Source organism: Enterococcus sp. DIV2449a (genome assembly GCF_051711225.1).
In the GTDB taxonomy this organism is placed as follows: domain Bacteria; phylum Bacillota; class Bacilli; order Lactobacillales; family Enterococcaceae; genus Enterococcus_D; species Enterococcus_D casseliflavus.
In genome coordinates this window covers 1,342,353-1,354,875 of record NZ_JBIOME010000001.1, presented here as the reverse complement: position 1 = coordinate 1,354,875, position 12,523 = coordinate 1,342,353, and the positions used below count along the sequence as shown (strand labels likewise).

At 44.1% G+C, this 12,523-nt stretch carries 12 protein-coding genes; 9 read left to right on the top strand and 3 right to left on the bottom strand.

Annotation, left to right across the window (positions count from 1 at the left end; translation table 11 throughout):
* The first annotated feature begins 166 nt into the window (after positions 1-166).
* Positions 167-532: an HIT family protein gene (locus IGI76_RS06325; RefSeq protein WP_142437079.1), complete on the top strand. Its 366-nt coding sequence runs from the start codon at positions 167-169 to the stop codon at positions 530-532.
* Positions 533-597: 65 nt separating this feature from the next.
* Here the strand turns inward: IGI76_RS06325 and IGI76_RS06320 are convergent, their stop codons facing one another.
* The 3 genes from IGI76_RS06320 to IGI76_RS06310 are packed head-to-tail and all read right to left on the bottom strand — an operon-like array spanning position 598 to position 4,809.
* Entirely contained in the window at positions 598-1,446 is an 849-nt protein-coding gene (locus IGI76_RS06320) for a PRD domain-containing protein (RefSeq protein WP_438781230.1), read from the bottom strand.
* 20 nt (positions 1,447-1,466) lie between these two features.
* Positions 1,467-2,930, bottom strand: coding sequence for a glycoside hydrolase family 1 protein (locus tag IGI76_RS06315; protein WP_194192950.1), 1,464 nt, complete (start codon positions 2,928-2,930; stop codon positions 1,467-1,469).
* 46 nt (positions 2,931-2,976) lie between these two features.
* Positions 2,977-4,809 carry a beta-glucoside-specific PTS transporter subunit IIABC gene (locus IGI76_RS06310; protein WP_438781228.1) on the bottom strand — a complete coding sequence of 611 codons (1,833 nt, stop codon included), beginning with the start codon at positions 4,807-4,809 and terminating at the stop codon, positions 2,977-2,979.
* 336 nt (positions 4,810-5,145) lie between these two features.
* On the opposite strand from IGI76_RS06310, the gene IGI76_RS06305 reads away from it, so the two are divergent.
* The 8 genes from IGI76_RS06305 to IGI76_RS06270 all read left to right on the top strand — a co-directional run bounded on the left by IGI76_RS06305 (position 5,146) and on the right by IGI76_RS06270 (position 12,463).
* The gene (locus tag IGI76_RS06305; protein WP_194192952.1) at positions 5,146-6,069 is read left to right on the top strand and encodes a dihydrodipicolinate synthase family protein; all 924 of its coding nucleotides are present in this window, start codon (positions 5,146-5,148) and stop codon (positions 6,067-6,069) included.
* The gene (locus tag IGI76_RS06300; protein ID WP_194185273.1) at positions 6,059-6,718 is read left to right on the top strand and encodes an HD domain-containing protein; all 660 of its coding nucleotides are present in this window, start codon (positions 6,059-6,061) and stop codon (positions 6,716-6,718) included. Before IGI76_RS06305 ends, IGI76_RS06300 begins: the two co-directional genes overlap by 11 nt.
* A gap of 314 nt (positions 6,719-7,032) precedes the next feature.
* Positions 7,033-8,097: an ABC transporter permease gene (locus IGI76_RS06295; protein ID WP_005235249.1), complete on the top strand. Its 1,065-nt coding sequence runs from the start codon at positions 7,033-7,035 to the stop codon at positions 8,095-8,097.
* Between the two features lie 11 nt (positions 8,098-8,108).
* The gene (locus IGI76_RS06290) at positions 8,109-8,825 is read left to right on the top strand and encodes an ABC transporter ATP-binding protein (protein WP_005225713.1); all 717 of its coding nucleotides are present in this window, start codon (positions 8,109-8,111) and stop codon (positions 8,823-8,825) included.
* Positions 8,822-10,309 carry a phytoene desaturase family protein gene (locus IGI76_RS06285; protein ID WP_194192954.1) on the top strand — a complete coding sequence of 496 codons (1,488 nt, stop codon included), beginning with the start codon at positions 8,822-8,824 and terminating at the stop codon, positions 10,307-10,309. The genes IGI76_RS06290 and IGI76_RS06285 overlap by 4 nt, the downstream gene beginning before the upstream one ends.
* On the top strand, positions 10,299-11,222 hold the full coding sequence (locus IGI76_RS06280) for a phytoene/squalene synthase family protein (RefSeq protein WP_194192955.1): 924 nt from the start codon (positions 10,299-10,301) through the stop codon (positions 11,220-11,222). The genes IGI76_RS06285 and IGI76_RS06280 overlap by 11 nt, the downstream gene beginning before the upstream one ends.
* Before the next feature lie 2 nt (positions 11,223-11,224).
* On the top strand, positions 11,225-11,785 hold the full coding sequence (locus IGI76_RS06275; RefSeq protein ID WP_010747950.1) for a TetR/AcrR family transcriptional regulator: 561 nt from the start codon (positions 11,225-11,227) through the stop codon (positions 11,783-11,785).
* 99 nt (positions 11,786-11,884) lie between these two features.
* Entirely contained in the window at positions 11,885-12,463 is a 579-nt protein-coding gene (locus IGI76_RS06270; protein WP_074535651.1) for a TMEM175 family protein, read from the top strand.
* The last annotated feature ends 60 nt before the right edge of the window (positions 12,464-12,523 follow it).

Genomic DNA, 12,523 nt, shown 5'->3' with positions numbered 1-12,523 from the left:
TGAAGTGCACTCTAAGTCAAGCGAATCTATAAACTTTTTTTTATTTTACTGTCAATTGACTCAAAAGGACATGCTTTTTGTCGTGCGTTTCATTTCAAATCAGCTTTTGGTACACTAAGATCAGATATTGATACGCTTTTTAGCTGAAAAAAAGGAGTGGAAAATTTTGACTTGTATTTTTTGTACTGCCTCAAAACATGCGATCATTGAAAACGAACGCTTTTATGCGATCCCTGATAAGTACCCCGTCACCCCTGGACACTTGCTATTGATCCCCAAAGCGCATCGCAGGGATTATTTTGCTCTCACCCAAGAGGAATTACAAGACTTGCAGGCTTTGTTGCAGGAAGGCAAAGCTTATTTATTGGAAACCTATCGACCAGACGGCTTCAACATCGGCTTCAATTGCGGGGAGGCTGCTGGACAGACGGTCTTTCATTGCCATTGTCATTTGATCCCACGCTACCAAGGCGACGTGGAGCAGCCAAAAGGTGGCGTTCGAGGCGTGATTCCTAACAAGCAAGCCTACTAAACACAAACAAGCCGTTTCTCCAGCAAAGGAAAACGGCTTGATTATGTTTGTTAAAATGAGGACGCTTAGGAATTGATCGCTGAATGATTCATCAATCGATTGATATGAACGCCTAGATAGACGATTTCATTGACAGGGATCTTCGTTTGGTATTCTTTATCGATATAGACTTTGACTTTTGTCGCAATCTCCATAGCATTCGGATAAAGAGCCCACATTTGACGGTATAGTCCTTCATCTTCTTCTTGCAGCAGACCATCCAAAAAGAATCGGTCAACGAAGAAACGCACGTGGGTGATAAAGCGATTGTAATGGATCGAATTGGTGTTGACGTCTTGCTGGATCGAGTAGCGCACCATATTGACGATCAACCCGATCAATTTGGCCTTTTTCAACCCATCTTGATTTTCCTCGGTGTTCGACTGGGCATTGATCAAATGAAACGCGATATTGGAGGCTTCTTCTTCTGGCAGCTCAATCTGATACTTCTCTTTCAACAAGCGCAGTGCCTGTTCGGCGGCTCGAAATTCCTCTGTATAGTAATTCTTGATTTCCCAATAGAGCCGATTGGTCACACTCAAGCCTTTTTGCTGACGTTCTACAGCAAAGTGCAAGTGATCCGATAAGGTGAGGTAAATCGTTGAATTTAGCGGATATGGCAGCATTTTTTGCGCCAGCTGGACGATTTCTTTGGTCATTTCAAAATAGTACAACGGAATCTCATCCACTAAATCGGCAAACTGACCTGATTTTTTTTCATCGATTGGCAGAAAAACTTGATCGATCTGGGTATCGGCTATGCTGTCGCCGACTTTCTTTCCATAGCCGATGCCTTTCCCAAGTGCAATCATTTCTTGGCCTTCCTTATCAACAAGTACGACACTTGAATTTAAGACTTTCTTGATGTAAATCATGCACTCTCGCTCCTCACTGTTTATTCTGCCAAACTTGCGCCATTGGTGGCGATCACTTCTTTGTACCAGTCGAAGGAATCTTTTTTCAAACGGTCATAACTGCCGTTTCCTTCATCATCGGCATCCACATAAATGAAGCCATAGCGTTTCGTCACTTGTGACGTCCCAGCACTGACCAGATCGATCGGTGCCCAAGAAGTATAACCAATCAAATCGACCCCTTCATCGATAGCTTCCTTCATTTGTTTGAAGTGTGCCTTGAAATAATCGACCCGATACGGATCATGCACTTGGCCGTCTTCAAGGACATCCACGGCGCCCATACCATTTTCAACGATCATTAATGGCACTTGATACCGATCATACAATGAAAGCAAGGAGATTTTCAAGCCTTTAGGATCGATCTGCCAGCCCCATTCGGTTGATGGCAGCTTGGGATTTTTTACCCCTAAAACCGTATTGCCCGGTGTCCGTTCGGCATTTGGATCACCTGATTCGGCCATAGACATATAATAACTAAAGGAAAGAAAATCAACGGTGTGATCTTTTAAGATTTGGCGGTCTTCTGGTGCCATTTCAATTTTGATGCCGCGTTTTTCCAGATCTTTTTCAATCATTCGGGGATAAGCCCCCTTGACTTGAACGTCCGCATAAAAATCATTTTCCAAGTTTTTCTTTAAGGTCAATTCAACATCCAATGGGTCACAAGTCAATGGGTATGTCATTAGCTTCGTTAACATGCAGCCAACTTTATTGTTTGGGTTTTTCTCATGAGCGATTTTGGTCACTAATGAGCTGGCAACAAATTGGTGATGGAGCGCTTGATACACCTCTTGCTCTTCTTTGCCTGCTTCTGATTGTTCTGGAATGATGCCTGCTGTTGTAAAGGGATGACGATGGATACTGTCGATTTCGTTAAAGGTCAGCCAATATTCCACATACTCCCCAAATTCTTCGAAACAGACGGTTGCAAAGCGTACAAAGTCATCGATCACTTTGCGTTCCACCCAGCCATTGTACTTCAAGCTAAGCGCTAGCGGCATTTCATAGTGAGACAACGTTACGATCGGTTTGATCCCCAAGTGCTGCATTTCTTGAAAGACATTGCGGTAAAAAGCGATCCCTTCTTGATTGGGTGTCGTTTCTTCCCCGGTTGGGAACAAACGGGTCCACGCAATCGACAATCGCAACACTTTAAAGCCCATCTCCGCAAACAAAGCCAAATCTTCTGGATAGCGGTGATAGAAATCGATTCCTCGCCGTTTTGGATAGATGGTATCTGTTGGATCTGCCATCGCTTCTTTGACGGCTTCTACGGTCACGCTCATGTGCGCCGCATAATCTTTGTTATCGACATGAGGTTTGTAGGTCGCCACATCTGCCACCGACAAACCTTTGCCGCCAAGATTCCAACCTCCTTCTACTTGATTTGCGGCGATTGCGCCACCCCATAAGAAGTCCTTTGGAAAAGTTGTTTCAGTCATTTTTTCAATCCCCTTTTACATTGTTTTTGTTGCATTGCTCATTTGTTTAGACGAGCGGTGCGATCGATAGGACACCTTGGTCGCTTTGCTCATCGGTTGATTCGATCGTTTTGACCATAAAGTTTTCTTGATTGGTGACCACACAGATCACGATTGGATCAAAACCAGCTGCTTTGATGGCATCTAGATCGAATTGGATCAGCGGTTGCCCTTGTTTCACTTGATCCCCCGCTTTTACGTAAGGGGTAAAGTGTTTGCCTTCTAATTGGACGGTATCCAAGCCGATATGAAAGAGCAGTTCTGCGCCATTACGGGTTTTTAACCCGATCGCATGGTTGGTTTCAAACAACATCGTGATCTCGCCATCTTCAGGTGCGATCAATTCGCCAGACGTCGGAATGATCCCGAACCCTTCTCCGATCATGCCGCTTGAAAAGACTTCATCGTTGACTTCAGATAAAGCTACCACTTGCCCATCTACTGGTTTGCTCAATACTTCGGCTTTGGGATCGGCAACAGTCGTCTTATTTTCTACCACTTTGTCTTTGAATAAGAAAAGGACAAGGACAAAAGAAACAGCAAAGGATACCCCTAACGTGACCAATGCCCACACAAGATTCATCGGGTTGGCTTCATCCACGAACATAGTGATACTTGCAAGTCCAGGGCCAACTAATGCGAAGGCCTTGATGGCAAACAAACCAGCCACCGCACCACCAACTAGGCTGGAAGCCATCACGCCGTAAAGCACTCGTTTATGCAGGATCGTCACCCCATACAAAGCAGGCTCGGTGATGCCAAAAAGGGCGGAGATGCCTGCAGAAACAGCGGTTGAACGAAGTTTTTGGTCTTTGGTCCGAACACTCACCGCAAAACAAGCACCAGCTTCTGCAATGTTATGTGCCAATGAGGCAGGCAAGTATAACAGCTCTGCCCCCATCTCACTCATGGACGAAACAGCATAGGGAATCATGGCTTTGTGCATACCAGTAACCACCATCAATGGTAAAACAGCGGCTAAAATCCCTGTTGCCACCCAACCTAAATGGGCATACAGCCAAATGATCGCTGCTGAAAAAATCGTTCCGACTTCAAAGCCTAATGGGCCTAAAATCAATAAAGCAACTGGAACCGTAATAACTAAGCTCATCATCGGAACAAAGAAGATACGGATCGGTTTTGGTGAGATTCGGGTAAACAGCTTTTCAATTTGAGCGTAAAATAAAACCGTTAAAATTGCTGGAAATACTTGTGACGCATAGGCGATATTTTGTAAACCGAAGCCCATGAACGTTGCGCCATCTGTCAATAGTGTTGTTAGTTCAGGCAAAATCAAGGCACCGACAGCGGAAACCGCCACCAATTGGTTGACCTTTAATTTATTTGCCGTGGTGATCGCCACTAAAATCGGTAAGAAATACAATGGTGCGCCACCGATCAGATTCAAAATTTGATACGTCTGGCTCGTATTGTCCATCAATCCAGTGACAGAAGCAAGTAACAGTAAGGATTTCAAAACGCCCCCACCAGCGACCGCTGGAATCAACGGTTGAAAAATCGAGATAATAAAATCAAGCAGGACCGCACCCCACGATTGTTTTTGTTTCGCTTCACTTCCTCCATCAGCTGTTAGCTCATGACCTAACACGTTTATAACCTCATCATACACTTCAACGACATCATTGCCGATGATGACTTGGCATTGAACATTTTGTCGCACCCCAATCACGCCATCGACTTTTTCCAGGGCATCTTTTTGTACGAGGCTATTGTCTTTTAAGGTAAAGCGCAAGCGTGTGGAGCAATGTTCCAAATGTGCGATATTTTCTTTTCCGCCAATCAACTCAACGATGGCAGTTGCCGTTTCTTTTACATTCATAATTTTCTTCTCCTTTAATTAGTTTTCCTTTGTTGGCCAAACAAAGAAAAAAGCAGGCAGCACCTACAAAAACATTGAACGGAATCCAACGATCCCTTCCATGTTTTTTATAGGTCCTGCCTGCATTACCAGTCACATGCCTGTTTTATTACTTGCATAATACCATGCTTTATTTGAAAACGCAACCACCGTTTTAAAAATATTTTGCTAAGCCTTTTGCTGAAACGAGAAGTTTGCTACACTTAGTGGATAATCAGTTGTTTCGTCTTCCTTGGCTTGCACCAGAAGCAAGAAGAACATCGCTGGCTAAACGTATCACAAGAAAGGATGAATCGGATGACTCCATTAAATCACTCACTGCATGTTGCCGTCCCAACAGCATTTGATCATGCAGAAAGACTTGACACGAAAAGGACGATCGCTCATATCTTGCAACTGCAAGAGCAAGGGATCAAATCGGTTTTGGTGTGCGGCTCCACCGGTGAACAGCACTCATTGACCTTAACAGAAAAAAAACAGCTTCTACATGACTTAGCGCAAGAAACCAGCTGGGCAGCCGATTTCGAAGTCCTCTTCGGTTTAGCTGGCATCGTATTTCATGAAACGCTCGCGTTGGCAGAAGCAATCAGCAAAAATCCCCGAATCGATGGTGTGGTTTTAGGCTTTCCCCCTTATCTTTGCCTGACGCAAAAGGAAGCCGTCCTCTATGCTCAGGGATTGATCCATACTTGCGAAAAACCAGTTATTTTATACAACAATCCCCGCCGCACGGGCTTTGATTTATCTGCAGAAAGTCTCTTGACCCTGATCGCTAACCCTCGGGTGATCGGCTTAAAAGAAGCTGGCAGGAAGGAGCGAGTGCCTCAACTAAAAACAAAGACGGCTGCCGATTTTCGCTTTTATGCTGGTGGTGAAGCGGACTTGGCGGAAAAGGTCGCACTAGGGTTTAACGGGCTGTCATCAATGGCAGGCAACCTTTGTCCCAAGGAGATCCAGGTGATTTGGCAGGGCTTATTGAAAGATGATGCAACGATTTCTACGTCGAATGAATGGCAGAAAATGGAACAAGCAGCTGCTGGCGATCCAACAGATACCATCAGTTACCTTCCGTGGCTCAAGCAGCAAATCACCATTGATGGACAGCCCTTTGGCTTTTGTCGTCAGCCGCTAGGTCTAGAAACAATTGATCGGTTTGGCACTGGCTCAATTCCCCCTCATCTAGCACAAGAAAGGCAGGAGAACCAGACAAATGAAGATTGATGCACCGATTGATCCACAACTAAAGCACTATATTGAAAGCTCCATCATCCCGCAATACAACCAATTGGATAGCAGTCACTCCCCAGCGCACGTCCACCAAGTGATCCAAAATAGTTTTGAGATTGCTGAAACATTGCCCGTTGACCTAAATATCGTCTATACGGTAGCTGCCTACCATGATATCGGCTTGCTCTATGGCCGCAAAAACCACGAAAGCAATTCCCGCAAGATCGTTGAACAAGATGCTGTGTTGCCACGCTTTTTCTCTCCTCCAGTCATTTCAATGATCGGCGAAGCTGTAGAAGATCATCGCGCCTCGCTGCCCTATGAGCCTCGCTCGCTTTATGGCAAAATTATTTCCGAAGCCGATCGCGATTTAAATTTTGAGCGAATCCTCAAGCGTACCTTGCTTTTTGCTTATGAGAAAAAGCAGCTGACAGATTTAGAACAATTGCATCATGAAGCGTATCAGTACATTTCAAAGAAATACGGTCCTCAAAGTGAGCTGAAGGTTTGGTTGGATTATCGCAAAAACCAAGACGGTTTGGCGATCATCTATCAAAAATTAGCACAACCTGAAAGCTTCCGTCACTCCTTTGAAAAAATCGTGCCGTTAGTTATCGCTACAAGCAAAGAAACTGACGATTGACACTTTGATCCAGCACCAGACTTCAAATAGGAACCCTCTGATTCAGCGCCGCAGTTGTGTCTGCACTGAATCAGAGGGCTTTTACTGTTATCCTAAACGTTCTTTCTCCACTAAAATCCCCCGCTCCTTCGCTGCTCCTACGCGCCTATTCAAATCAAAGGGCAGCAAGTGGTTTTTTTCGATCAACAGACGCCCCTTCTAAATAACCTCCTTTTTTTAACCGAATTTACTCTTTGTAAGCAAGATAGTTTGCTGAAAATAAAAAAAATGGTATTTTTATTTTATCAAGTGATAAAATATTAGGAGGAATCGTTATGTTTTTGGCAATCAATGAAATACGCCATTCCAAATTGCGTTACGCCCTAGTCACAGGGGTCATGTTTTTAATCGCCTATTTGGTCTTTTTTTTAACTGGGTTAGCTTATGGGTTGGCTCAAGATAATCGGATGGCGGTCGACAAATGGGAGGCAGATCAAATTTTGTTGACCGAAGAAGCAAATGATAATTTAAACATGTCGATGCTTCCTCGCAGTCTTTATGATGAAGTCGATGCACCAGAAAAAGCAGTTTTGGCGCAAACCGCTGGAGTTGTGACCAAAGAAGACAACGGTGAAAAAGTCGATGTCACCTTTTTCGGCATTGATCCAGATCAATTTTTAGCACCCAATATTACCGATGGCGAGATGTTTGCTTCAGATGATGAAGCGGTCGCCGACAGCAGTATTGAGGAAGAATACGGGATTTCCATTGGTGACACCATCAAATTAGCAGGCAGTGACAAAAAATTGAAAATCGTCGGTTTTACAGATAACGCCCGCTTCAGTGTCGCTCCGGTCCTCTACACCTCGATCGGTGCCTATCAAGAAATTCGTTTTGAAAAAGAAGATGATTCAGAAAATGCCCGTATCAACGCGATCGTGACTCGTGGCAAAATCAAAGAAGTGCCAGATGATCTAGTCGCTACGGATATCAGCAAATTTATTAATGAATTGCCTGGTTACAACGCACAAGTGCTGACCTTTGGCTTTATGATCGGGTTCTTGATCGTGATCGCTGCCATCGTTATCGGAATTTTCATCTATGTGCTAACGATGCAAAAATCAGAAATTTTTGGTGTCATGAAAGCTCAAGGGATCTCTAGCCGCTACATTGCTTTTTCGGTGATCGCCCAAACGTTCTTATTGGCAACCTCGGGTGTTTTGATCGGTGGTTTGGCAACGATCGGTACCGCCCTCGTGTTACCTGCGGCAGTGCCATTCCAAATCAATCTATTATTCTTTGCTAGTATCAGTGTCATGATGATTCTGATCGCGATGCTAGGTGCTTTCTTCTCGGTGCGAACGATTGTAAAAATCGACCCATTGAAAGCAATCGGATAGGAGGAAAAAACATGAGTGCCATTGAATTCAAACAAGTCAAAAAATCATTTAAAGATGGGGACGCGACAATTGAAGCCTTGAAAGAAACCAACTTTTCGGTAGAAAAAGGCGAATTTGTCGCCATCATCGGTCCTTCTGGCTCTGGAAAAAGTACCTTTCTAACGATCGCCGGTGGTCTGCAAGCCCCCTCTGAAGGCGAAGTGTTTATCAATGATGAACCCTTCAGTAAACAAAAAGAAAAGCAACGGGCAAAAACTCGTTTCAAAAAGATCGGTTTTATATTACAAGCTTCCAACCTTGTCCCTTTTTTGACGGTCAAAAAGCAACTCCAATTGGTGGATAAGGTCAGCAAAGAAACCCAAGAGCAATCAGCAACTGAATTGTTTGAACAACTTGGGATCGAAAAGCTGCAGAACAAATACCCCGATGAACTTTCTGGTGGCGAAAGACAGCGTGTGGCTATTGCCCGAGCGCTCTATCATGATCCCACCATCATATTGGCAGATGAACCAACGGCGAGTCTTGATTCAAAAAAAGCCGTCGAAGTCGTCAAAATCTTAGCAAAAGAAACCAAAGAAAAACAAAAAGCCACCATTATGGTGACCCATGATACCCGTTTAACAGATTATTGTGATCGGGTTCTCGTCATGAAAGATGGCGTTTTAGAAGAAAAAGAACACACGAAAAAAGAAGCCGAATCAGATGATTCGCAGAAGGAGCAAGCATGAAAAAAATTATTGTTGTCGGTGCGGGCGTGTCAGGATTAGCTGCTGCTGTCCGTTTGCAAAAACTTGGCTATGACGTCACCCTCTACGAAAAAGAAGGTCAACCTGGGGGCAAAATGAATCAGATCAAGGAAAACGGCTTTACCTTTGATGTGGGCCCCACCATCGTGATGATGCCTGAAATTTATCGTGAAGTGTTTGAATTTGCTGGCGTTGATCCGAATGACTATATTCCTATGGAGAAAGTCGATCCGATGCTGCAGCTGTATTTTGCCCAAGACGAACCGCTGACCTTCTCAAATGACTTAGTAGAATTGACCAAAACGCTAGAAGCGATCTCAGAAGAAGATGCTCAAGGCTATTTTGCCTTTTTAGCAGATATTTACAAACGCTATGTGATCGCCAAAGAGTCCTTCATCACCAAGTCGTTTCGGACATGGCGAGATTTTTACAATCCCAAATCATTATGGGCAGGGTTAAAGCTGCGAACGTTTAGTGACGCCTACTCTTCCATTTCTAAATTTGTCAAAGATGATCGCCTGCGTAAATCATTGGCGTTTCAAACCTTGTATATCGGTGTCTCCCCTTACCAAGGGCCGTCCCTTTATACGATCATCCCTATGATCGAGTTGATGTATGGGGTCTATTTCATCAAAGGCGGCATGTATACGTTAGCCACTGGTATGGCACGTTTGTTCCAAGAATTAGGCGGTACGATCCATTACAATACGCCGATCGATGAATTATTGATCGAAAACAAGCAAACCAAAGGCGTTCGTGTCAATGGAGAAACGATCACCGCAGATGCCGTGATTTGTGCGGCTGATTTTCCTTATGCTATGGAAAGCTTGATTCCTGATGAATCAAAACGCGGCAAATACACCAATCAAAAAATCGCTTCGATGGATTATTCTTGTTCTTGTTTCTTGCTTTATTTAGGTCTGGACAAAAAATATGAGGATAGCGCACTCCACAGCATTTATTTTGCCAATGATTTCAAACGCAATGTAGATGATCTTTTCGAGGCTGGTAAGCTGCCAGAAGATCCTTCCTTCTACTTGTATCGCCCAACCCTGAAAGATGCTTCCTTAGCACCTGATGGTCAAGAAGGTCTTTATGTTTTAGTCCCAGTACCTGAATTATCTAAATTTGATCAATGGACGGATGAAACGATCCAAAGCTACCGCCAGCAGATCATTGGATTATTAAAAGAAAAAACGATCTTTACGGATATCGATGAACACATCGTGTATGAAAAAATGTATACGCCAGATACGTTCAATGATCGGTTCAATGCCTACAACGGTGCGACATTTGGCTTGAAACCGACCTTAGCCCAAAGCAATTACTATCGTCCCCATAATAAATTTGATTATGCAGAAGGCCTATACTTCTGCGGCAGCAGTACGCATCCAGGAGCGGGTGTGCCAATCGTGATACAAAGTGCCAAGTTAGCTGTGGAGGAGTTGTTAAAAGATGACCGTTAAATCATTAAGCGTCTTTGATGAATACGACAACGATTTTTTATACTGTGAGGCCATCATAAAAAAGCATTCGAAAAATTTTCATACCGCCTTTTCTCAATTGCCAAAAGACAAAGCCCGCGCCGTCTATGCCGTCTACGCCTTTTGCCGACGTGCCGATGATGCCGTCGATGAAAAGCAAGACCCATTGTTGATCGAAGCCATGAAAAAACGCTTGGAAGAAATGCAAAAACAAGTATCAGACGATACGATCGACTTGCCGCAAGCCGTCAAGGAAGAAGATCCTGATGAAGCCATTTGGCGGGCATTGACCCTTTCTTTCCAACAGTTTGATCTGCAATTTCAACCCTTTTTCGATCTATTGGTGGGGCAAAAACAAGACCTTGACTTCCAGCAGCCCACCTCTGAAAAAGAGCTTTCTGACTATAGTTACTACGTAGCTGGCAGTGTAGGTCTGATGCTCTTGCCGATTCTCTCGCAAGCAGCCGCTGCGATTCAAGAGCCTGCCATCAAATTGGGTGAAGCGATGCAGCGCACCAATATTTTACGTGATATTGGCGAGGATCTGCGGATGGGCCGCATCTATTTGCCGCAAACGGTCTTGGCGCAATACAACCTTTCGCGAGAGGCTTTAGCAGCTGGCAATCAAAACCCGCAGTTTATCGAGATGTGGGAACACGGAGCGCAACTGGCAGAGACGCTTTATCAAGAATCTTTTGTCATGATGCCGCAAATCGATGAAGATTGCCGTGAAGCTCTATTAGCAGCTGCTTTGATCTATCGGGAAATCTTGACTGTGATTCGCAAAAACAACTATCAAGTATTTGCTGAAAAAACAGCGGTACCGAAACAACGGAAAATCCAACTTTTGTTTACCGCGAAAAAAATGCTTCGTCAGGAACGTTGGGAGGGCTGACTTTGAACTTGCGAGAAAAAATATTACGAGTGGCAGAGAACCTGTTTATGCAGCAGGGGTATCAAGCAACTTCTACTAGACAGATCGCAGAAGCCGTCGGCATCACCCAACCCAATCTTTATTATCACTTCAAAGGCAAAGAAGCCATCTATTATGAAGTGATGGTCTCTTTGGCACAAGAGGTTTCTGGAAAGCTAAATCAGACCGTTGAAGATACTTCCTTGACGATCTCTGAAAAAATCTTGAACATGTTTCTTTTTTTAAGAAGTCGGCATCGGATCAATTTTTATATGATGATGCACGACATTCAGCATACCGTTTCTGAGGACACTTCTAAAAAACTGTACTTGCTTTGGCGGAAAAATTACAAAGAACCGTTTCTTGACTTGTTTCGTCGCAGTGATTCCAATCTCCGTTCGGATGTCGACCCGGAATTTGTCACCAGTCAATTGTTAGTACTGATGGCGGCTCATTTGGACTCACCAGAAAAAGAAGACAAGATGCCAGAAGCGATCGATTTGTTTTTATTCGGTGCACTAGGCAATGGGCCAATTGCGAAATAGCTGGAACGTTGGCTTTTGTCCCGAGAATAATCATTCGACGAATTTCTGACAATCGCGTACACTGATCCAGTAAACAGAAACTTAAAAGGATGGATGTACATGTCAAAAAATCGAATCGAAGCCTTTACCGATGCGGTCATTGCGATCGTAATGACCTTATTAGTATTGGAATTGCACCAGCCCGAAGGCGATACCTTTGCTTCTTTTTTAGGAGTGGAACAGCAATTTATTATTTATTTGATCAGCTTTGTGATGTTAGCGATCTACTGGAACAATCACCATCATCTATTTCAAGTAGTGTCTAAAATCGACGGTTGGACCTTGTGGGCGAATCATTTATTGATCCTGGCACTGACCCTCTTTCCTTTTGTAACGTCATGGGTCAGTCGTTATCCAGTCGCTCTTGCCCCTCAGCTGCTATACGGGGCTGTCATTTTATTGACGGATTTCAGCTATTTCCTTGTAGGAAAGTCCTTGGTTCGTGCCAATCCTGACAATCAAGCCATCGTAGAACTGTTTCGCGGATACAAGAAACTCTACTTTACGTTGTTTATCAACGTGCTGGCATTGCTCCTCGGCTGGCTGATCCATCCCCTATTCATCATCACTCTGGATAGTCTCGTGCTATTGTTGTGGGTGATCCCTGAGAAAAAAGTAGAAGCCTTTTTAAAACAATAAAAACACTTGCGTCCTTCTCCTAAAAGCGGTGAATGATTGCGCAAAAGCAGCCGATTGGTC